Consider the following 19,535-nt stretch of genomic DNA (forward strand, 5'->3'; position numbering starts at 1 on the left):
CGCGGGCGACGAAAGCATGGCGGGTTCCCTTCCGTCCGGTCCGATCAATCCGGCGGGGCCCGCACCCCAACGGCCCCCGGAGACAGGGCCGTTCAGCCCTGCCGGGACAGACCTTCGGCATCAGGCGGGTGTGGTCTCACGAGACGAGAGTGAGGGGTGTCGGACAACGAGCGAACCGTCTTCCCGCCCTCCCCGAAGGGACCATCACCATGGCTGTGCACGAGCACCCTCACCGGACTTCCGGATTCCGTGTTTCGTACCGCAGGAACCGGACCGGCTCCACGTCGGAGCTCGCCGTGTCGGCGGTCAGCGACACGACCACCGTGGGGGCTTACGTCCTCGCCTCCCTGCGTCTGCTCACCGGCTTCGTCTTCCTGTGGGCGTTCCTCGACAAGACCTTCGGCTTCGGCTACGCCACCCTCTCCGGCAAGGGCTGGATCGACGGCGGTTCACCGACCAAGGGTTTCCTCAGCTCCGTGGCGGCCGGCCCGCTGGAGTCCACCTTCCACTCCTGGGCCGGGGACGCCTGGGCCGACTGGCTGTTCATGCTCGGCCTCCTCGGCGTCGGCCTGGCCCTGACCGCGGGCGTCGCGCTGCGCCTCGCCGCCGTCGCCGGCACCGCGATGATGGCGCTGATGTGGATGGCCGAGTGGCCGCCCGCCCGGCACCTCTCGGACGGATCGCCGAGCATGTCCAGCAACCCGTTCGCCGACTACCACCTCGTCTACGCCGTGGTTCTGATCGCCCTCGCCGCCACGGCCGCCGGTGACGCCCTCGGTCTGGGGCGGCTGTGGGCCCGGCTGCCCTTCGTCCGCACGAACGGATGGCTGCGCTGAACGTCCGCCGGGTCGCGGGACCGACATCGGGCCCGCCGCCCGGAGCCGGGCAGGGGGTCGAACGTCCCCGGTCCGGGACCTGTGGCCCCTGCCCCCGGAAGTCCCCCGACACGACGCTGGAACCGGATCCGCCGACGGAACACGGCCGGATCCTTCGCGCCAGGAGGTGCACATCATGACCCGCACTGTCACCGCAGGTCTCGACGGCTCGGCCGAGAGCCGGGCGGCAGCAGAATGGGCGGCCCGCGAGGCTAAGCTGCGCGGTCTGCCGTTGAGGATCGTCCACGTCTGGGAGCCGGTCCCCGACCCCATGGCACAGGCCCCGCTGCTCGGCCCCGAGACCCACCAGCACTGGACCGAGAGAATTCCGCGGGAGGTCGCGGAGGGACTGCGGCTGCGGCACCCGGGTGTCGAGGTGCTCGGCGAGCAGGTGTCCGGCAGCCCCGGCGAGGTCCTTGCCGAGGCGTCGAAGAGTGCCGCTCTGCTCGCCCTCGGCTCCCGGGCCCTCGGCGGTGTCGGCGGCTTCCTCGTGGGCTCCGTCGGCCTGAGCGTCGTGGCGCACGCCGAGAACCCGGTGGTGCTGGTACGGGCGGGGGAGCAGGCCGCCGACGAGCACGAGGCCGACCCGGCGGGCATTCCGTCCGCCGCCACACCCTTCCGGCCCGTCGTCCTCGGCCTCGACACCGACCACCCGGACGCGACGCTGATCGAGTTCGCCTTCGACGCCGCCCTGCGCCGCGCCACCTCGCTGCGGGTCGTGCACGCCTGGTTCCCGCCCCCGTACTACGCGTACGGGATGCCCGTGAACCCGCCCCTGCACGAGGCCCTGGCCCTGGAACAGTCCCGGGGGCTCGCCGAGGTGCTGAGTCCCTGGCGGCAGAAGTACCCGGATGTGGAGACCGCCGAGGAGTCCCGCTACGGCAGCGCCGCCGAGCTCCTCGTCGAGGCATCCCGGGAGGCCTCACTGGTCGTCGTCGGGCGGCGGATCCGCCGCGGCGCCCTCGGCGCCCACATCGGCCATGTCACCCACGCCGTCCTGCACCACTCCACCGCCCCCGTCGCCGTCGTAGCCCACGGCTGACCCACTCAAGAGGAGAAGCACCATGAAGGCAGCGGTCGTACGAGCCTTCGGCGAGCCCCTGGTCATCGAGGAGCGCCCCGACCCCGAGCCCGGCCCCGGCCAGGTCCGGATCCGGGTCGAGGCCTCCGGGCTGTGCCACACCGACATCCACGCCGCGCACGGCGACTGGCCTGTCAAGCCGAACCCGCCGTTCGTGCCCGGACACGAGGGCGTCGGCGTCGTCGAGGAACTCGGCGCGGGCGTCACCCACCTGAGCCTCGGCCAGCGGGTCGCCGTGCCCTGGCTGGGCAAGGCGTGCGGGCGGTGCGAGCACTGCCTGTCCGGCTGGGAGACCCTGTGCGAGCAGCAGGTCAACACCGGCTACGGCTGCGACGGCGGGTACGCCGAGAAGATGCTGGCCTGGGCCGACTTCGCCCAGCCCGTGCCCGAGGGGGTCACCCCCTTCGACGCCGCCCCGCTGACCTGTGCCGGCGTCACCACGTACAAGGCGCTCAAGGTCGCGGGCGTACGGCCCACCCAGCTCGTCGCGGTCTCCGGAGTCGGCGGACTCGGGCACCTCGCCCTGCAGTACGCGAAGATCGCCGGCGCCCAGGTGGCCGCCATCGACGTCACCGACGACAAGCTCGAACTCGCCGCCGAACTCGGCGCCGACCTCGTCATCGACGCCCGCAAGGACGACGTCGGCGAGGTGCTCAAGCGGCACGGCGGAGCGCACGCGGCGATCGCGCTCGCCGTGAACGACGCCGCCTTCGAGGCCGTCAACTCCGGTCTGAGGCGCGGCGGCAAGCTGGTGATGGTGGCGCTGCCCGCGCACGGCACGGTCCGGGTCCCGATCTTCGACACCGTGCTGAACGGCACGAGCGTGATCGGCTCGATCGTCGGCACCCGGCAGGACCTCGCCGAGGTGTTCCGGCTGCACGCGGCAGGCCGGACCAGGGTGGTCCACGAGACCCGTCCGCTGGCCACCGTCAACGAGTCGATCGAGGACGTGCTGCGCGGCCAGGTCAAGGCCCGGATCGTGTTCGACATGGGTGCGGGGCGGTGAACACCGTGGACCTGCCGGTCGTGGTCGGGGTCGACGGCTCCGAGTCCAGCCTGCGGGCCGTCGACTGGGCGGCCGACGAGGCCGTCCTGCGCGGGGCGCCGCTCCGCCTGGTGTACGCCTCGCTGTGGGAGCGGTACGAGGGCGAGTCGCTCGCCGAGGACCTCGTCACCCGGCCGTCCGAACAGCTGATGGCCGAGGACGTCGTCGACATGGCCGCCCAGCGGGCGCACCGTCGGCAGCCCGGCCTGAAAGTCACCACCGACGTCCTGCCCGAGGAACCCGAGTACGCGCTGGTGCACGAGAGCCGCGAGGCCGCCGCACTGGTGCTGGGCTCCCGGGGACGCAGCGGCTTCGTCGAGACGCTGCTCGGCTCGGTCGGCCTGACCGCCGCCGCGCACGCCCACTGCCCGGTGATCGTGCTCCGTGGCAGCCACGACAACCAGGTCCGCACCGGGGCCGGCGCCCGGATCGTGCTCGGCGTCGGAGGGAGGGAGGCCGTGGACTTCGCCGTCCGGGAGGCCGAGTTGCGGGGCGCCGTGATCGACGCCGTACGGGCCTGGCGGGCCCCGGCGCACGAGACCACCGACCACCCGTTGCTCTCCGGGGAACCTGCCCGGCTGCACGAGCAGCAGGCCTCGGACACCTTGGAGGAGGCGCTGTGCGACGTACCCGAGAAGGTGCGCGTGCACCGGCAGACCGTCGAGGGCCCCGCCCGCCAGGTGCTGCTGGCCGCCTCCCGCACCGCCGACCTGCTGGTGGTCGGTGCCCGGCGCAACACCGGGCACCTCGGGCTCCAACTCGGCCGCGTGGCCCACGGAGTCCTGCACCACGCGGCGTGCCCGGTCGCCGTCGTACCCGAGCGGACGTGAGCGCGGAGACCGGCCCGAACCCACCTGCTCCCGAAAGGAGTTCGTCACCATGACCGTACGCGTGGGCATCAACGGATTCGGCCGGATCGGCCGAACCTACCTGCGGGCGGCCCTCGACCGCGCAGAGGCGGGCACGCAGGACGTCGAGGTCGTCGCGATCAACGACATCACCTCGCCCGCCACGCTCGCTCATCTGCTGGAGTACGACTCGACGTTCGGGCACATCGGACGCGAGGTCATCCATGACGACAGCTCGATCACCGTCGACGGCCGCCGTATCGCCGTCTCGGCGGAACGCGATCCGGCGGTCCTGCACTGGTCGGACTACGGCGCCGACATCGTCATCGAGTCCACCGGCCGCTTCCGGGACCGCGACGCGGCCGCCCTGCACCTGAAGGCGGGCGCGCACACGGTGCTGCTGTCGGCACCGGGCAAGAACGCGGACGCCACCATCGTCATGGGCGTCAACGACCAGACCTACGACCGGCACCGGCACCGGATCGTCTCGGCCGCCTCCTGCACCACCAACTGCGTCGCCCCGATGGTGAAGGTCCTCGACGAGGCCTTCGGCATCGAACGCGGGGTGATGACCACCATCCACGGCTACACCAACGACCAGTCCCTTCTGGACGGCCCGCACAAGGACCTGCGCCGGGCCCGCTCGGCCGCCCTGAGCATCATCCCGACCAGTACCGGTGCCGCCCGCGCGGTGGGCCTGGTGGTGCCGGAGCTGGCCGGGGCGCTGGACGGGATCGCGGTCCGCGTGCCGGTGGAGGACGGGTCGCTCACCGACCTCGCCGTGGTGCTCGGCCGCGAGGCGAGCCCGGACGACATCAACGCCGCGTTCGAGGCGGCGGCCGAGGGCGTGCTCCACGGCATCCTGCGGGTGTCGAAGGCCCCGATCGTCTCCCGGGACGTCATCGGCGACCCCTCCTCGTGCGTCTTCGACCCCGCCCTGACCCAGGCCAACGGCACCCTGGCCAAGGTCTTCGGCTGGTACGACAACGAGTGGGGCTACACCAACCGGCTCCTCGACCTCACCGCCCTGGTCGCCGAGGACTGACCCGAGCGCTCGCAACCGCCTCGCCCTGCCCTCGTCGGCCGACCGGACTCCGGTCACCGGCGAGGGCAGCGGCGTTCGTCGGCCACGGTCCCGACCGGTCGGGCTGATCAGGGCCGATCGGCCCCCACCTCGCCCCGGACAGCCCATGGGGCCCGAGCCCACCGCGCCAGATGCTCGTAGTGCCAACCGGTTTGGAGGAGAACCGCGATGACCGACTTCCTGCTCGAACGATCCCCCGCCCACGCGTTGCTCGCGGACGGGACCACCGTGTGCATCCGGTCCGTGACCCCCGGCGACCGCGACCGGCTGAAGGGGTTCTACGACGAGATGTCCGCGGAGAACCTCCGCCTGAGGTTCTTCTCGGTGAGCCGGCGCTCGGCCGCGATGGCCGCCGACCGGGCGTGTGCCCCGGCCCGCCCCGGTTACCGGGCGCTGCTGGCCGAGACGCGAGGCCGGGTGCTCGGCCTCGCCGAGTACGACACCGGGGAGGACGGCAGGGAATCGGCTGAGATCTCCATCGCCGTGGCCGACGGACTGCATCACCGCGGGGTCGGCACCCTCCTCGTCGAGCACCTGGTCTCGGCGGCCCGCGGCGACGGCGTCACCACCTTCACGGCCGACGCGCTCAGCGAGAACCGCGAGGTGCTCCGGCTCTTCGCCGACCTCGGCCTGCGCACGACCCGCCGCTTCGAGGGCACCGAGACGCGCTGCACCATCCACCTCGACGAGGACGACGCGTACCTCTCGGCCGTCGAGTCCCGGGGCCGCTCCGCCGACGTGGCGAGCCTGACGCCGCTGCTGTGCCCGGAGGCGGTCGCCGTCGTCGGGGCCGGACGCAAACCGGGCTCGGTCGGCCGGGCGATCCTCCACCACATCCACACCGGCGGCTACACCCGCCGCCTCTTCGCCGTGAACCCCAGCGTGACCTCGGTCCTCGGGGTGCCCTGCTACCCGTCCGTCGGCGCCCTGCCCAGGACCCCGGACCTGGTGGTCGTGGCGGTGCCCGCGGCGGCGGTCCCGGTGACCGCGGAGGAGTGCGGCAAGGCCGGCGTCAGCGCCCTCCTCGTCGTCACCTCGGGCCTCGACCCCGAGCAGGCACAGGCACTTCGCACCGCATGCCGCACCTACGGCATGCGACTCGTCGGCCCCAACTGCCTGGGCATCTCCCACACGGACCCCCGCCTGCGCCTCGACGCCACCTTCGCCGACGGCCACCCCCGCCCCGGCAGCGCGGGCGTCGCCGTCCAGTCCGGAGGCATCGGCATCGCCCTGCTGGACGGCCTGTCCCGGCTCGGCATCGGCGTGTCCTCCTTCGTCTCGCTCGGCGACAAGTACGACGTCAGCGGCAACGACATGCTCCAGTGGTGGGAGACCGACGGCCGCACCGACCTCGCCCTGCTCCACCTGGAGTCGTTCGGCAACCCCCGTGCGTTCTCCCGTACCGCGCGCCGGGTGGCCCGCCGGATGCCGGTGCTGACCGTCGACGCCGGCCGGTCCACGGCCGGCCGCCGGGCCGCCGCCTCGCACACCGCGGCCGCCGCCACCCCCACCATGACCCGCAGGGCCCTGTTCACCCAGGCCGGCATCACCGCCACCAGCTCGGTCGGCGAACTCCTCGAAACGGCAGCGCTGCTCTACTCCCAGACACTGCCGGAGGGCAACCGCGTCGCCGTCGTCACCAACGCGGGCGGCGCCGGGGTCCTGGCCGCCGACGCCTGCGCCGAGGCGGGATTGGACCTGCCGACGTTCACCCCGGCGATCACCGGCGCACTGCTCGCCGTGCTGCCCGACGGCGCGGCCGTCGGCAACCCGGTCGACGCCACCGCCGCCGTGACCGAGGAACAGCTCACGGACTGCGTCGACGCGCTCCTGGAGTACCCGGGCGTCGACGCCGTCCTGGTGGCCCTGGTCCCGACCGCCCTCGCCACCGCGACCGGCGACCACCTGATACACGCCCTGACCGGGGCGCCCGGCCGCAGGCCCAAGCCGGTCCTCGCCGTATGTCTGGAGCAGGACCTGCCGGTGAAGCTGCTCCCCGCCGCCGACGAGGGCGGCACCATTCCGTCCTACGCCGAACCGCAGGCGGCGGCACGCGCGTTGACCCACGCGGCCGACCGCGCGGCCTGGCTGGCCCGCCCGGCCGGCACCGTACCGGCCCTCGACGACGTCGACACCGGGCGCGCACACACCATCGCGGACGCCTACCTGGCCGCGCACCCGGACGGCGGCTGGCTCGACCCGCGCACCTGCGCCGACCTCCTCGCCTGCTACGGCATCCCGCAGATCCCGTGGGCCTGGGCCGAGACCGAGGACGACGCCGTCCGCGCCGCCGACCGGCTGCGGGGTGCCGACGGCCGGGTGGTCATGAAGGCCCACTGGCCGGGTCTCGTGCACAAGAGCGAGGAACGGGCGGTCCACCTCGACCTGCGCGGCGAGCCACAGGTCCGGGCCGCCTTCCGGGACCTGGAGACCCGATTCGGCGACCTGATGACCGGCGTGGTCGTCCAGTCGCTCGCCCGGCGCGGCACCGAGCTGTTCGCCGGGGTGGTCCAGGACGAGGTGTTCGGCCCGCTGGTGCTGTTCGGGCTCGGCGGCACGGCCACCGAGGTACTCGCCGACCACGCCGCCCGGCTCGCACCGCTCACCGACCACGACGTGCACGACCTGATCACGTCCCCGCGCTGCGCACCCCTGCTGTTCGGCACCCGCGGCAACGGACCCGTCGACCTGGAAGCCCTGGAGCAACTGCTCCAGCGGCTGTCCCGGATGGCGGCGGACCTGCCGCAGCTCGCCGAGGCCGACTTCAACCCCGTCCTGGCCACACCGGGCGGCGTCACCGTGCTCGACGCACGGGTACGACTGCTGCCGCGCCGGCCTCAGGACCCCTATCTGCGCCGGCTCCGCTGAGGGCCGGGGAGGGAACCGAGATGAGGCACAACAAGGTGGGCTCCGTGATGACCACCGACGTCGTCCACGCCGCCTACAGCACGCCGTTCAAGGAGGTCGCGCGGCTCCTGGCCGACCACCGGATCAGCGGGCTGCCGGTGATCGACGACGACGACAAGGTCATCGGGGTCATCTCCGAGACGGACCTGATGGCCCGCCAGGCCACCGCCCCGGGCCCCTACGGGAAGCACCGCGCACCGCTCGACCAGCTGACACGCGGCGCCAGGAAGCAGGCGGCCAAGGCGCAGGCGCGCACCGCCGGAGACCTGATGTCGGACCCGCCGGTCACCGTGCACGCCGAGAACACCATCGTCGAGGCGGCCCGCACCATGGCCGAACGCCGGGTGGAGCGACTCCCCGTCCTGGACGAGGAGGACCGGCTGGTCGGCATCGTCACCCGGCGCGACCTGCTCCAGGTGTTCCTGCGCCCCGACGACGAGATCCGCGCCGAGGTCATCGACGAGGTCCTCGTCCACGCCCTGTGGCTGCCGCCGCACAACGTCGAGGTGGCCGTGACGGAGGGCGTCGTCACGCTCACCGGCCACATGGAGCGCAAGGCCGAGACCGAGATCGCCGTCTCCATGACCCGCCAGATCGACGGGGTGGTCGACGTGGTCGACCACCTGACCTACCGCCTGGACGACGCCCGCATCCGCGAGGAGCAGGCGCTGCACGGCGCAGCCGACGACCGGCTGCGCGGACTGTGAGAGGAGGGCCGTCCCCATGACCGGCACTGTGTTGGTCACCTACGGCACCAAGAACGGATCGACGGCGCACATCGCCGAATCGATCGCCGACGCCCTGCGCGAGAAGGGACTGACCGTCGAGACGATGCGAGCCGCGTCCGTGCCCTTCGTGAGCCGGTACGACGCGGTCGTGGTCGGCGGCGGCCTGTACGCCGGCCGCTGGCACAAGGACGCCCGGACGTTCGTCCGCCGGCACCGCAGGGATCTCGCCGAGCGGCCCGTGTGGTTCTTCAGCAGCGGCCCGCTCGACACCTCGGCCTCCGAGCGGGAGCTCCCGCCCGTGCACGGGGTGCGCCGTGCGATGCGGGACCTGCACGCCCGGGGCCACGCCACCTTCGGGGGCTGCCTCGAAGAGGACGCCGACGGGTGGCCGGCCCGGAGGATCGTGCGCTCAGGGAAGGGCGGGGACTTCCGGGACTTCGATGCCGTGCAGGTGTGGGCTGCCGGGATCGCCGCGGAGCTGAAGACCTGACCGTGTTCGCCGCGCCCGGGCCCGGCCGTAGCCGGGGACCGCGCACTCCTCGGAAGCGGGTCTCACCGGGTTGTCCTGGCGGGACCCGCGCGGCGGTCGGCTACTGGTCCGCCGCTGTGATGCGACGGCCGGTGAGGCTGCGGGGCCGGATCGACACCCACATCGCGCGCTCGTCGCCCGCCCACGGTGTGGTGTGAGCGCGTTCCACGAGTCCGCGGACCACCTCGGGCCGGGTCACGATGCTCGCGTGCCCGACGGCGAGCACATGGTCCGGGTCGTCGTCGGCGGCAGGCGCGGCAGCCTTGGGCCCTGCCGACGCATGCGGGGGCCGGTCGGTCCCCCAGAGGGACGTGCGGCCCCTACCGGGCCAGGAGCGTGCCGCCACGCTGGAAGGGAACACTCCCCGGAGGTGGAGACCATGTTCCGAACCGTCACCGTAGGCCTCGACGGGTCGCCCGAGAGCCGGGCCGCCGCCGAGTGGGCGGCGCGCGAAGCCCAGCTGCGAGCCCTGCCGCTGAAGATCGTGCACGTCGCGGAGCCTGCCCCCGTACCCGTGGCACAGGCTCCGCTGGTGGGTCCCGAGACGCATCAGCACTGGACCCGGCAGATGCCGCGCGAGTCCGCGGAAGGCCTTCGTCTGCGGCATCCAGGCCTCGAGGTGCACACCGAGCAACTGACCGGGACCGTGGCCGAGGCCCTGTGCGAGGCCGCGGAGTTCGCCGATCTCCTCGTGCTGGGCTCCCGGGGTTTCGGCGCCATCGGCGGCTTCGTGGTCGGCTCGGTGAGCCTGTCCGTCGTGGCCCGCGTGGAACGCCCCGTGGTGCTGGTGCGCGGGGGCGAGCAGGCCGCGGACGAGCACAGGATGGATCCGGCGGGCGTGCCGTCCGCCGCCACACCGTTCCGGCCGGTCGTGCTCGGTCTCGATGTCGGTCACCCGGACCACACGCTGCTGGAGTTCGCCTTCGACGCCGCGGCCCGCCGTCGATCACCTCTGCGCGTGGTGCACGCCTGGCCGGAGACGGCCACGTCCCACTACCGCTTCCCCGGCGACGCGGAACTCCAGGACGACCTCGAGCGGAGCCACCGGACCGCCCTGGCCGAGGCGCTGCGCCCCTGGCGGCAGAAGTTCCCGGGCGTCGACGTGATCGAGGCGAGCCGCTGCGGCAGCGCCGCGCAGGTCGTCGTCAACGGGGCCCGCGACGCGTCCCTCGCCGTTGTCGGACGGCGCATCCGCACCGGTTCCCTCGGCACCCACATCGGCCACGTCACCCATGCCGTCCTGCACCACGTCGGTGCACCTGTCGCCGTAGTGGCGCACGGCTGAAACGGGGGCGCCGCGGAACAGCCCGCGTCCGCGCACGGCTCCGTGCGTGCTGTGCGGGGCAGGTGCCCGGTGTCCTCCCGGCGCGGTCACCGTCACGTGTCCGCCGCCGTGAGCCGGCAGTCCACGCCCACCACGCCCTCCACCCCTCGGACAAGGCGCACCGCCAGCGGGATCCGGGTGCCGTCGGTGACCCGCCCGGTCAGGGTGGCGACGCCCTCGGTGACCATGATGTGCACCGGCTCGACCGGAGCCGGGAACAGGGGGTCGACGACCTCGCGCCGGATCTCGTCGGCGAGGTCGTTGTCGGGGCGGAGAAACACCTTGAGCAGATCCCCGCGGCTGACGACCCCTTCCAGGACGCCCTCGGCATCGACGACGGGCAGCCGTTTCACGTGCCGCAGCGCCATGATCCGGGCGGCTTCCGGAAGCGTGGCGTCGGCATGGACGGTCACGGCCGGAGCACTCATCAGCTCCTCCGCGCGCACCGCCCCGGCCTTGGCCAGGTCGGACAGCCGGCGCAGCCGGGTGAACCCGTCCGGATCGCTGTCCCGGAACTCCTCCTTGGGCAGCAGATCGGCCTCGGAGACGACCCCGACCACCCGCCCGTCACCCTCCAGCACGGGCAGGGCGCTGATCCTCCCTTCGTCCATGCGCTCCACGACGTCCTTGAACAGGGCCTCGCGGCCCACCGCGATGACGGCACGCGTCATCACGTCGCCTACCTGGTGCGGGCTGCCGGTCATGGCGTCCTCCTCACAGCTGCGGGGAGCCAGGGCTCGAAGGAGACCTCACGGGCCTGCTACCAGCGTGAGCGTGTCCACGCTCCCGCACTACCGGTCGGCCGGCGGTGGCAGGGCGCCCGGGTCAGGACGGTACGACCGCCACGGCGCACGTGGCGCGCCGCAGCAGGGCCCGAGCGGCCTCCTGCCAGGCGGTGGCTCCGGGGGCGCGGGGGACCACGACCAGTGCGGCGCGTTCGGAGCAGTGGAGCAGTGCCTCGGTGGGGCTGAACAACCGGACGTCCTGTAGTACCGGGACGTCGGGGAACTTCTCGCGCCACGGGCACAGGGCGTCGCCCAGCAACTGGACCTCGTGGTCCTCCCAGGTGGCGCGATCGCCCTCCGGCACGCCGAAGGGCCGGTAGGCGGCTCCCGCGGGCAGCGCCCAGGCGTGCACGGCGTGCAGGCGTATGCCTCGGAGCCGGGCGCTCTCGAAGGCGAAGCCGAGGGCTGCGTCGGAGGGCTCACGGGCGTCGACGCCGAGGGTGACTCCGGTCCGGTGGCGGGAGGTCGCGAGCCGGTCCGGGACGAGGACGACCGGGTCGTGGGCGGCGCGGACGAGCGTGGCCGACAGGGAGCCGGAACGCAGCGGTGGGGCATCGTCGTCCCCGCTCACGCCGCAGACGATCACCGAAGCCCTGCCGGGTTCCCGCAGCGGGTCGTGCGGCATACGCAGCACCACACCCCGCATCTCGGCCTCGCGGGCTGCCCAGTCGGCCGCGGCCCGGCCGGGCGTCGACGTGCCGCTGCGGGCAAGGATCACGGGTTCCATCGCCGTTCGCCTTCCGAGTAGGCGGGGTTCGAGGGGGGCTCGACGTCAGCCGGTCTTGTGACCCCAGCGAGGTCCGACGGTGGTCCACTCGCGGCCCCATGCGTCGAGCCGCCGCTGCTCCAGCCGCCACCGGGCGACCGCTCCGGCCCCGATGACCGCTCCGGCCAGCGCGCAGCCGGCCGCCGTCCCCAGGACACCGGCCTCGAGGGCGGCCGCGCCGGCGCTCGGCGGCCTGGTGGCCGGACGGCCCTGGCGGTCCTGCCAGACCACGACGCGGGAACCGGCTTTGGTGCCCGTGTCCACGAGAGTCCGGCCGCTCCGCGTGGAACCGTCGGGTGCGGTCCAGGTCACGGTGCCCGGCATGCGCTCGCTCTCGGCGCCGAGCCCGGAAGCGCTCTGCGGGACGTCGGCGAGAAGCACGGCCCGGACGGGCTCGCGTTCCTCCCGCTGCCGAGCGAACACGTCGTCCGCGGCCCGGGCGGCCAGCAGCCCGGCGACGGTTCCGCCCACCGCGACGAGTGCCCATACGGCCAGGACGACCCAGGCCTCGACGACATCGTCGCGGCGTCGCAGCGGGTTGCTCCGCCACCGCCACAGCAGCTTCCTCACGCGCCGCGTCCTGTGCATCGGTCCGCACCTCCTCCTGGTCGTGGCTCCTGGTCGTGCTGACGTTCCCGACGGTGGCAGCCCGCCGACCGCCGGGGCATGGGCCGACCAGGGACCGCCGTAGGGCTGCTCGGGGGCCAACTCGACCGAGCGCATGGGCCGTTCAGCCCTCACCGGGAGAGGTGCACGCGACCGCGGCGGGAGCAGGTCCAGGGGAGCCCCGGCAGGCGAGAGCCTGGGGAGGCCGCGAAGCAGCCCGAAGGCGTCGCCCGGATCCGTGCATGAGGGCCGGACGGCCCAAGCGGACCCGTCCCGGACAGGACAGGCTGGATCCGTGGGGCGATACCGGCGATGTTCCGACGTCCGGCCCGGCACCCGCTGCCGGCGTCCGCCGACCCCGTGCCCCGCAACGGACCAAGGACGGTGAGCCACCCCATGAAGGCCTTCGTCTTCCACGGCCCCGGGCAGTCCGCCTGGGAAGAGGTCCCCGATCCCGCCGTCAAGGAGCCCACCGACGCCGTCGTGCGCGTGGACGGCGTCACGATCTGCGGGACGGACCTGCACATCCTCAAGGGCGACGTCCCCGAGGTGCAGCCGGGCACGGTCCTCGGCCACGAGGCCGTCGGCGAGATCGTCGAGGTCGGCGGCGATGTACGGACCGTACGGCCGGGAGACCGCGTGCTGGTCTCCTGCATCAGCTCCTGCGGGCGCTGCTCCTACTGCCGGGAAGGGATGTACGGCCAGTGCCGCGGCGGCGGAGGCTGGATCCTCGGCCATCTGATCGACGGCACGCAGGCCGAGTACGTCCGCGTCCCCTTCGCGGACCTCTCCGTCCACGCCCTGCCCAGCACGGTCGACAGCAAGGACGCCGTGCTGCTCGCGGACATCTTCCCGACCGCCTACGAGGTCGGCGTGCTGAACGGCCGGGTGCGCCCCGGCGACACCGTGGCCGTGGTCGGCGCGGGACCGATCGGCCTCGCGGCGATCACCACGGCACGGCTGTTCGCTCCCGAGCGGATCGTGGCGGTGGACCTGGCCCCCGCCCGGCTGGAAGCGGCCAAGCGCCTGGGCGCGGACGCCGTCGCGGACGCTCGGGAGGCCCCCGAGCAGCTGATCGCAGACCTCACCGACGGGCTCGGCGCGGACGTCGTCATGGAGGCCGTCGGCGTACCGGAGACCTTCGAGCTGTGCACCCGCATGGTCCGGCCCGGCGGGCGCGTCGCCAACATCGGCGTGCACGGCAAGCCGGCCACGCTGCACCTCGAAGACCTGTGGATCAAGAACGTGACCATCACCACGGGCCTGGTGGACACCCACTCCACGCCCACCCTGCTGCGGATGGCCGCCGCGGGCCGGCTGCCCACCGCGCAGCTGGTCACCCACACCTTCCCGCTGGACCACATGGCCGAGGCGTACGAGGTCTTCGGCCGGGCCGCCGACACCGGCGCGCTCAAGGTCGTGCTCGGCGGGGAGCAGCACGAGGTCGCCGTCCGCGGGACCTGATCGACGAGAGGACGTGACCGGTCATGGCCGAACAGGTACGGCCGCACACGGCAGAGGGACCGCCGCTGGGAGATCTGGGGCGCCGCGTGGCGGCCCGCCGCAAGGAGCTCGGCCTCACCCGCGAGCAGACGGCCGAACGGTCCGGCATCGCGGCCGGCTACCTGCGATACCTGGAGGAACACCCCGAGGCCGCGCCGGGCACGGGCGCCCTGCTGAGGCTCGCCGACGTCCTGCACACCACCGTGTCGCACCTCACCGGAGGTGATCTCGAAGCCCCGCCCGGACCCGGCCGGGCGGGATACCGCCCCGAGTTCACCGAGCTGAGCCCGACCGAATGCAGGGCCTTGCTCGGCTCGCACGGCGTCGGACGCCTCGGCGTCGACGCCGCCTCGGGTCCGGTCATCCTGCCGGTCAACTACAGCGTCGTCGACGGTGCGATCGTCTTCCGGACCGCGGACGAGACGACACCGTCCTTGGCCCCGGGCCGTCAGGTGGCCTTCGAGGTCGACCGCATCGACGACGCCTTCGGCGAGGGCTGGAGCGTGCTGGTGCGCGGACCGGCGAGCCGGGTGACCGAGGCGGAGGAGGTGCGCCGGCTCACCGTGTCGGCCCACAGCACTCCGTGGGCGGGCGGCGACCGCGACCTGTGGGTGCGGATCGAGCCCCGCTCCGTCACCGGGCGCCGTATCACGGTCGGATCCGGATCGGGCCACGCGCAGGAATAGCCACGCACCCGGGCCGTGGGCTGACCGGTGGACGGCCCGAGTACGGCCCGGATGCCGTCTCCTGAACCATCGTCACCGACGACACCAGGGACTTACGGGCCCACCCGGAGGACCTGTGGGCACTCCTGTCGCGCGCCGCACTCGACCAGAGTGGAGCACACCCCTGCAACAGGAGGTCTCCTCATGACGCGTGTCGTCGCCGTGGGCCTGGACGGCTCGCCGGAAAGCCTCGCGGCAGCCGACTGGGCCGCTCGTGAGTCCCTGATGTGCGATCTTCCTCTGCGACTGGTGCAGGTCGGCGACCCACAGCCGCACGACTACGTGTTCTTCGCGGGCGAACCGCCCGGGCGTCGAGGTGACCGAGGAGGCGGTCGTGGGTGACGCCGGCGCCCATCTGGCGGACGTATCGCACGGGGCCTCCCTGGTGGTCGTCGGCCGTCGGATCCGCCGGGCCGCGCTCGGCCCGCACCTCGGCCCGGCCACCCGGGCGGTGCTGCGCCGTGCTGCCGCACCGATCGCGGTCGTACCGCACGACTGACCGGTGGGACGAGCGGGGCGACACCCCCGGGGACCGATGCCCCTCTCGCGCCTCCCCGCCTGCTGCCGGGCCGGTCGGGCACCGGCAGCCCGACCATGGTCGGCCACGGTCGCCGGACAGGGTGCGCCGCTGCCGCACGACGATCTTGAAGGGCTCGTCCAGGTCGTCCACGGTGTGTGGCGGGTGCCGGTGGGGGAGCCGGCAACAGGCTGAACCTGTCCTCGCGTCCCGGCTCGGGAAGTCCAGGACCGGGAAGTGGACCGTTCGGCACATGCCTTCCGGGAGCGGATGGGCGATTCTGAGGGTGTCGGACCACGGCAGCCGAACCCTGGAGGTCGCCATGACCGGCACTCCACACGTCGTGAGCGACGTGATGACGCACACCGTGCTCGCCCTGCGCCACGGCGCGGCCTTCAAGGACATCGTGAAGGCCCTGCAGCAGTGGCAGGTGAGCGCGGCTCCCGTCCTGGACGACCACGGACGTGTCGTCGGCGTCGTCTCGGAGGCCGATCTCCTGCGCCGGGAGGAGGCCCGCACCGGCGTCCCGGTCGGTTACGGCCAGGTCCGGTCCGGGTCCGATCTCGCCGAGGCCGCATCGGTCACCGCTGCGGCGCTGATGACCACTCCGGCCGTCACCGTCCGCCCCGAGGCCCCGCTGCCCGAGGCCGCGCGCACGATGGCCCGGCACGGCGTCAAACGGCTTCCGGTGGTCGACTCGGACGGACTGCTGCAGGGTGTCGTCAGCCGGGCCGACCTGCTGAAGGTCTTCCTGCGGGACGACGAGGACATCGCCGAGGAGATCCGGCGCGCGATCCTCCCGCACCTCTTCCCCGACTCGGCCGAGCCGGTGCGCGTGCGGGTCCGCGACGGCGTCGTCACCCTCACCGGCCGCGTTCCGGACACCGCGCTGGTCCCGGTGGCCGCCGGGTGGGTGCGGGGTGTCGACGGCGTGGTCGCCGTGGACTGCGAGCTGGCGGGCCCGCCCCGCCGTCCGGACCTCGACCCTGATCTTCCCGACGCCGAGCACACCCCGCCCGGCTGGGGCCGTACGTCCCGGGCGGCCCCGGAAGAAGGAGGCGGACCATGACCGGCACGAGTCCCGGACGTGTGACCGGCGGACCGTTCTGGCGCTGGCGGCGCAATCCACTGCGGCGCCCCAGCGACGTGGTCGAGGCCTGGGTCGTGCTCGCCGTCTGGGCGGTGACCGTCGTCGGCGGGCTGCTCGCCGGATGGGCGGCCGGCGCGGCTGTGGACCACATGTTCGCCGAGCGGCGTGCCGCCCTCCACGTGGTGTCCGCCGAACTCACCGAGAACGCCGCGAACGGCGCACCCGTCGCGGCCGGTTACGACGTGGCGAAGGTGTGGGTCACGGTGCGCTGGACGACCACGGACGGCTCCGTGCACACCGGCCTGGCCAAGGCCGTCCCCACCGCCACCGCCGGCAGTCGGCTCCAGGTCTGGGTGGATCGTGGTGAACGGGTGGCCGCTCCACCGACGAGCCGCAGCGAGGCGACCCTCGACGCCGTCGCGGCCGCCGCCCTCGTGGCTCCGCTCGCCGCCACCGCGGCGTGGGGCGCCGGATGGGCCCTCCGCAGCCGGCTGATGCGGCGCCGCCTCGCCGAATGGGACGCGGAATGGCGGCGGATCGGACCCCAGTGGCGGAACTTCAGCGGGGGCAAGGGATGACCTCGGGAGAGGGCCGACCGGAGCCAGGACAGGGCCGGTCGGCCCACGGCGGTGCCAACGCCCTGGCGCCAGGCTGGAGATGAGAATCCGAAAGGAGGGAAGCACAGGAGCGGCATGATCGAGCGGCTGCGCGGCTGCGCGGCCGGCCGGTGCTGCCCGAGGACCTGTTCGGCTGGGCCGAGTCCGGCCTCCCCGGTCTGCCCGGGGCCCGGGTCTGCACGGCATCCGTGTGGAGGAGGAACCGAAGGACGGTGGCCATGTCCTGCGGTCCGAGCGCGCCGAGGAGACCCAGGAGAAGCACCGTGCCGAATTCCGCTACGGCACCTTCGCCCGGTCTGTCCGGCTGCCCGCCGGAGCGAAGGGCCACGAGGCGGCCGCGGAGTACAAGGACGGCGTGCTCACAGGCACAGTCACAGTCCCGGTCCCGGTCCCGGAGGAGAAGACGGGAACCAGGACCATTCCGGTGCGGACCGGCTGAGCCTCGGGGGGAGGCCGTCGATCCCACATCAGGTGTGCGCGGCCGGTGACCACCGGCCGCGCACACCGCCGTGTGCCCGGACCCGTCATCGCGAGTCGCTCCGCGCGGAAGCCGGGACCAGGCAGCAGTGGACGTCGACCACACCCTCGACGGCGCGGGCGAGCCGCTCGGCCACCGCGGCCAGGCCGTTGTCGGCGACCCACCCGGTGAGGGTGACGACGCCTTCGGCGACCTCGACCTGGATGTGGTCGGCGGAGAGCGGGAAGAGACGGTCGACGACCTCGTGCCGTACCTCCTCGGCGAGCTCCTCGTCGCCGCAGAGGAAGACCTTCAGCAGGTCGGAACGGCTGACGACACCCTGCAGCAGTCCGTCCGAGTCGACCACCGGAAGCCGTTTGACCCTGTGCCGGGCCAGGATGCGCGCCGCCTGGCCGAGCGTGGCGCTCGGGTGCACGGTCACGGCGGGCGTGCTCATCAGCTCCCCGGCGGTCACCGCGCCGGCCTTCGCCAGGTCGTCGAGGCGCTGCCGCTGGGTGAACCGGTCCGGGTCGCTGCCCCGGAACTCCTCCTTCGGGAGCAGATCGGCCTCGGAGACGACACCGATCACCCGGCCCTCGCCCTCCAGCACGGGCAGGGCGCTGACCCTCCACTCCTCCATCAGGGTGACGACGTCCTTGAACGGGGCGTCGCGGCCGATCGCGGCGACGGTGCGGGTCATCACGTCGCTCACGGTGTGCGGTTTGCCGGGCATGGTCTCCTCCTCGGAAGGACGGGCGGGGCCGAGGGGGCCCTGGAGGACGCACGGGGCTGAGGGGGCCCTGATCCCAGGGTGTGCGCGGCCGGACCAGGCCGCCACGGGCCGCCCGGACCCGGCAGGGGGTCGTTCGGCCTCGGATGCCGATCCACGGCGGGAAGGCCGTTCCGCCCTCCCCGGTGACGACAGTGGGTACGAGTCCCACCCCGGAGCTCCGGGGACACGTCTCCGCCCTGCCGGCGCAGACAGGGGCTGACCGGGTACCCGGACGGGCCGAGTGGCCCCTCCGACGCCTCGCCGGAAGGTGGCACGGTGACATCGGAGCCCCCTGCTGCACGACGTGGCAGTCCGACGAGAGGCGGTGGGGACGATGACGCTTCCCCTGGTCGTAGGCGTCGACGGATCGGACGGAAGTCTGCTCGCGGTCGACTGGGCGGCGGACGAGGCCGCCCGCCACGACCTTCCGCTGCGGCTGGTGTACGCCTCCCGCTGGGAGCGCTACGAGGCCGGAGTGCCGTCGGACGGGACGGAACGCCCTCCGGAGCGCGTGCTGGCCGAACACATCGTCGCCTCCGCGGTCGAGCGCGCCGCGCAGCGCGGCCCGGATGTGAAGGTCACCGCCGACATCCTCCCCGACGACCCGGTGCGTGCCCTCCTGCACGAGGGCGACGACGCGCACGCCCTGGTCACCGGGTCGCGTGGCCGGGGTGAGCTGACCGGGCTGCTCCTCGGGTCGGTCGGCCTGGCCGTGGCGGCCAAGGCACGCTGCCCGGTCGTCGTGGTCCGGGGCGACAGGATCGGCCTGGCCGGGGGCCATGAGCGGATCCTGCTGGGCGCCGGGGAGCCCGTCACCGCGGGTGAGGCGGTACGGTTCGCCTTCCGTGAGGCCGCGGCCCGCGCATGCGTCCTGTACGTCGTCCGGGCCTGGCGTTGCCCCGCCCACGAGATCGCCGACCACGCGTCGCTCGGGGAGCGGGCCCGCCGGCAGGAGGGAAAGGCGTCGGCGCTGCTCGACACGCTGCTCGGCGAGGCCGCGGCCGCCCGTCCGGAGGTCAGGGTCCGCAGCGTCACGGCGGAGGGACCGGCCCACCGGATCCTCGTGGACCGCTCGGCAGCCGCCGACCTGGTCGTCGTGGGAGCCAGGCGCCGGCAAGGACACGCCGGTCTTCAGCTCGGCCGGGTGGCCCACACCCTGCTGCACCATGCGAAGTGCCCGGTGGCGATCGTGCCGCAGACGGTGTGATCGTCGCACTCGCCGTGCGGGCGTGGTCCCGGGTGAGCCGCTCGGCCGACGCCCGCAGCGCAGGGGGCT

The 19,535-nt window shown here is 73.5% G+C and carries 21 protein-coding genes and 1 pseudogene; 17 read left to right on the forward strand and 5 right to left on the reverse strand.

Annotated features, from left to right (window positions below):
• The first annotated feature begins 209 nt into the window (after positions 1–209).
• From ACFY0P_RS06920 to ACFY0P_RS06955, 8 genes are all read left to right on the forward strand, one after another.
• The gene (locus ACFY0P_RS06920; RefSeq protein WP_388908168.1) at positions 210–836 is read left to right on the forward strand and encodes a hypothetical protein; all 627 of its coding nucleotides are present in this window, start codon (positions 210–212) and stop codon (positions 834–836) included.
• 175 nt (positions 837–1,011) lie between these two features.
• Positions 1,012–1,917 carry a universal stress protein gene (locus ACFY0P_RS06925; RefSeq protein ID WP_388908170.1) on the forward strand — a complete coding sequence of 302 codons (906 nt, stop codon included), beginning with the start codon at positions 1,012–1,014 and terminating at the stop codon, positions 1,915–1,917.
• Positions 1,918–1,939: 22 nt separating this feature from the next.
• On the forward strand, positions 1,940–2,962 hold the full coding sequence (locus tag ACFY0P_RS06930; protein ID WP_388908172.1) for a zinc-dependent alcohol dehydrogenase: 1,023 nt from the start codon (positions 1,940–1,942) through the stop codon (positions 2,960–2,962).
• Positions 2,963–2,967: 5 nt separating this feature from the next.
• Positions 2,968–3,831: a universal stress protein gene (locus tag ACFY0P_RS06935; RefSeq protein ID WP_388908840.1), complete on the forward strand. Its 864-nt coding sequence runs from the start codon at positions 2,968–2,970 to the stop codon at positions 3,829–3,831.
• A 49-nt stretch (positions 3,832–3,880) separates the two neighbouring features.
• A complete protein-coding gene (gene gap, locus ACFY0P_RS06940) occupies positions 3,881–4,894 on the forward strand; it encodes a type I glyceraldehyde-3-phosphate dehydrogenase (RefSeq protein WP_388908174.1) in 1,014 nt (337 codons plus the stop codon).
• Between the two features lie 207 nt (positions 4,895–5,101).
• A complete protein-coding gene (locus tag ACFY0P_RS06945; RefSeq protein WP_388908176.1) occupies positions 5,102–7,801 on the forward strand; it encodes a GNAT family N-acetyltransferase in 2,700 nt (899 codons plus the stop codon).
• Between the two features lie 20 nt (positions 7,802–7,821).
• Positions 7,822–8,547, forward strand: coding sequence for a CBS domain-containing protein (locus tag ACFY0P_RS06950; RefSeq protein WP_388908178.1), 726 nt, complete (start codon positions 7,822–7,824; stop codon positions 8,545–8,547).
• 16 nt (positions 8,548–8,563) lie between these two features.
• Positions 8,564–9,058 (forward strand): flavodoxin domain-containing protein, encoded by a 495-nt coding sequence (locus tag ACFY0P_RS06955; RefSeq protein ID WP_388908180.1) that lies wholly within the window; start codon positions 8,564–8,566, stop codon positions 9,056–9,058.
• Between the two features lie 100 nt (positions 9,059–9,158).
• Here the strand turns inward: ACFY0P_RS06955 and ACFY0P_RS06960 are convergent, their stop codons facing one another.
• Positions 9,159–9,443: a hypothetical protein gene (locus ACFY0P_RS06960; RefSeq protein WP_388908182.1), complete on the reverse strand. Its 285-nt coding sequence runs from the start codon at positions 9,441–9,443 to the stop codon at positions 9,159–9,161.
• A 33-nt stretch (positions 9,444–9,476) separates the two neighbouring features.
• On the opposite strand from ACFY0P_RS06960, the gene ACFY0P_RS06965 reads away from it, so the two are divergent.
• Positions 9,477–10,382, forward strand: coding sequence for a universal stress protein (locus ACFY0P_RS06965; RefSeq protein ID WP_388908184.1), 906 nt, complete (start codon positions 9,477–9,479; stop codon positions 10,380–10,382).
• A gap of 92 nt (positions 10,383–10,474) precedes the next feature.
• Here the strand turns inward: ACFY0P_RS06965 and ACFY0P_RS06970 are convergent, their stop codons facing one another.
• The 3 genes from ACFY0P_RS06970 to ACFY0P_RS06980 form a co-directional block, all read right to left on the reverse strand.
• Entirely contained in the window at positions 10,475–11,125 is a 651-nt protein-coding gene (locus tag ACFY0P_RS06970) for a CBS domain-containing protein (protein WP_388908186.1), read from the reverse strand.
• Positions 11,126–11,246: 121 nt separating this feature from the next.
• Positions 11,247–11,933 carry a universal stress protein gene (locus ACFY0P_RS06975; protein WP_388908188.1) on the reverse strand — a complete coding sequence of 229 codons (687 nt, stop codon included), beginning with the start codon at positions 11,931–11,933 and terminating at the stop codon, positions 11,247–11,249.
• Between the two features lie 45 nt (positions 11,934–11,978).
• Positions 11,979–12,542, reverse strand: a complete 564-nt coding sequence (locus ACFY0P_RS06980) for a hypothetical protein (protein ID WP_388908190.1) — start codon at positions 12,540–12,542, stop codon at positions 11,979–11,981.
• A 432-nt stretch (positions 12,543–12,974) separates the two neighbouring features.
• Between ACFY0P_RS06980 and ACFY0P_RS06985 the strand changes: the two genes are divergently transcribed.
• The 7 genes and pseudogenes from ACFY0P_RS06985 to ACFY0P_RS07015 all read left to right on the forward strand — a co-directional run bounded on the left by ACFY0P_RS06985 (position 12,975) and on the right by ACFY0P_RS07015 (position 17,469).
• The gene (locus ACFY0P_RS06985) at positions 12,975–14,042 is read left to right on the forward strand and encodes a zinc-dependent alcohol dehydrogenase family protein (protein ID WP_388908842.1); all 1,068 of its coding nucleotides are present in this window, start codon (positions 12,975–12,977) and stop codon (positions 14,040–14,042) included.
• 23 nt (positions 14,043–14,065) lie between these two features.
• Positions 14,066–14,767, forward strand: coding sequence for a helix-turn-helix domain-containing protein (locus ACFY0P_RS06990; RefSeq protein ID WP_388908192.1), 702 nt, complete (start codon positions 14,066–14,068; stop codon positions 14,765–14,767).
• A 183-nt stretch (positions 14,768–14,950) separates the two neighbouring features.
• A complete protein-coding gene (locus tag ACFY0P_RS06995; protein WP_388908194.1) occupies positions 14,951–15,148 on the forward strand; it encodes a universal stress protein in 198 nt (65 codons plus the stop codon).
• Positions 15,099–15,305 (forward strand): annotated as a pseudogene (locus ACFY0P_RS07000) (universal stress protein); the annotation flags it as partial. The gene ACFY0P_RS06995 and the pseudogene ACFY0P_RS07000, both read left to right, overlap by 50 nt.
• 340 nt (positions 15,306–15,645) lie before the next feature.
• Positions 15,646–16,392 carry a CBS domain-containing protein gene (locus ACFY0P_RS07005; protein ID WP_388908196.1) on the forward strand — a complete coding sequence of 249 codons (747 nt, stop codon included), beginning with the start codon at positions 15,646–15,648 and terminating at the stop codon, positions 16,390–16,392.
• Entirely contained in the window at positions 16,389–16,991 is a 603-nt protein-coding gene (locus ACFY0P_RS07010) for a hypothetical protein (RefSeq protein WP_388908198.1), read from the forward strand. The genes ACFY0P_RS07005 and ACFY0P_RS07010 overlap by 4 nt, the downstream gene beginning before the upstream one ends.
• A 229-nt stretch (positions 16,992–17,220) precedes the next feature.
• Positions 17,221–17,469: an Hsp20/alpha crystallin family protein gene (locus ACFY0P_RS07015; protein WP_388908200.1), complete on the forward strand. Its 249-nt coding sequence runs from the start codon at positions 17,221–17,223 to the stop codon at positions 17,467–17,469.
• 85 nt (positions 17,470–17,554) lie between these two features.
• Here ACFY0P_RS07015 and ACFY0P_RS07020 read toward each other — a convergent pair whose 3' ends face one another.
• Positions 17,555–18,220 carry a CBS domain-containing protein gene (locus ACFY0P_RS07020; protein ID WP_388908202.1) on the reverse strand — a complete coding sequence of 222 codons (666 nt, stop codon included), beginning with the start codon at positions 18,218–18,220 and terminating at the stop codon, positions 17,555–17,557.
• Between the two features lie 373 nt (positions 18,221–18,593).
• Between ACFY0P_RS07020 and ACFY0P_RS07025 the strand changes: the two genes are divergently transcribed.
• Positions 18,594–19,466, forward strand: coding sequence for a universal stress protein (locus tag ACFY0P_RS07025; protein ID WP_388908204.1), 873 nt, complete (start codon positions 18,594–18,596; stop codon positions 19,464–19,466).
• Positions 19,467–19,535 lie beyond the last annotated feature (69 nt).

The organism is Streptomyces sp. NPDC001714 (assembly GCF_042892755.1).
Lineage (GTDB): Bacteria > Actinomycetota > Actinomycetes > Streptomycetales > Streptomycetaceae > Streptomyces.

What these genes read in the sequence shown, in the direction of transcription:
- ACFY0P_RS06920 (WP_388908168.1), top strand. Translation starts at nt 210, where the DNA reads ATGGCTGTGCACGAGCACCCTCACCGGACTTCCGGATTCCGTGTTTCG.
- ACFY0P_RS06925 (WP_388908170.1), top strand. Translation starts at nt 1,012, where the DNA reads ATGACCCGCACTGTCACCGCAGGTCTCGACGGCTCGGCCGAGAGCCGG.
- ACFY0P_RS06930 (WP_388908172.1), top strand. Translation starts at nt 1,940, where the DNA reads ATGAAGGCAGCGGTCGTACGAGCCTTCGGCGAGCCCCTGGTCATCGAG.
- gap (WP_388908174.1), top strand. Translation starts at nt 3,881, where the DNA reads ATGACCGTACGCGTGGGCATCAACGGATTCGGCCGGATCGGCCGAACC.
- ACFY0P_RS06945 (WP_388908176.1), top strand. Translation starts at nt 5,102, where the DNA reads ATGACCGACTTCCTGCTCGAACGATCCCCCGCCCACGCGTTGCTCGCG.
- ACFY0P_RS06950 (WP_388908178.1), top strand. Translation starts at nt 7,822, where the DNA reads ATGAGGCACAACAAGGTGGGCTCCGTGATGACCACCGACGTCGTCCAC.
- ACFY0P_RS06955 (WP_388908180.1), top strand. Translation starts at nt 8,564, where the DNA reads ATGACCGGCACTGTGTTGGTCACCTACGGCACCAAGAACGGATCGACG.
- ACFY0P_RS06965 (WP_388908184.1), top strand. Translation starts at nt 9,477, where the DNA reads ATGTTCCGAACCGTCACCGTAGGCCTCGACGGGTCGCCCGAGAGCCGG.
- ACFY0P_RS06970 (WP_388908186.1), bottom strand. Translation starts at nt 11,125, where the DNA reads ATGACCGGCAGCCCGCACCAGGTAGGCGACGTGATGACGCGTGCCGTC.
- ACFY0P_RS06975 (WP_388908188.1), bottom strand. Translation starts at nt 11,933, where the DNA reads ATGGAACCCGTGATCCTTGCCCGCAGCGGCACGTCGACGCCCGGCCGG.
- ACFY0P_RS06985 (WP_388908842.1), top strand. Translation starts at nt 12,975, where the DNA reads ATGAAGGCCTTCGTCTTCCACGGCCCCGGGCAGTCCGCCTGGGAAGAG.
- ACFY0P_RS06990 (WP_388908192.1), top strand. Translation starts at nt 14,066, where the DNA reads ATGGCCGAACAGGTACGGCCGCACACGGCAGAGGGACCGCCGCTGGGA.
- ACFY0P_RS06995 (WP_388908194.1), top strand. Translation starts at nt 14,951, where the DNA reads ATGACGCGTGTCGTCGCCGTGGGCCTGGACGGCTCGCCGGAAAGCCTC.
- ACFY0P_RS07005 (WP_388908196.1), top strand. Translation starts at nt 15,646, where the DNA reads ATGACCGGCACTCCACACGTCGTGAGCGACGTGATGACGCACACCGTG.
- ACFY0P_RS07010 (WP_388908198.1), top strand. Translation starts at nt 16,389, where the DNA reads ATGACCGGCACGAGTCCCGGACGTGTGACCGGCGGACCGTTCTGGCGC.
- ACFY0P_RS07020 (WP_388908202.1), bottom strand. Translation starts at nt 18,220, where the DNA reads ATGCCCGGCAAACCGCACACCGTGAGCGACGTGATGACCCGCACCGTC.
- ACFY0P_RS07025 (WP_388908204.1), top strand. Translation starts at nt 18,594, where the DNA reads ATGACGCTTCCCCTGGTCGTAGGCGTCGACGGATCGGACGGAAGTCTG.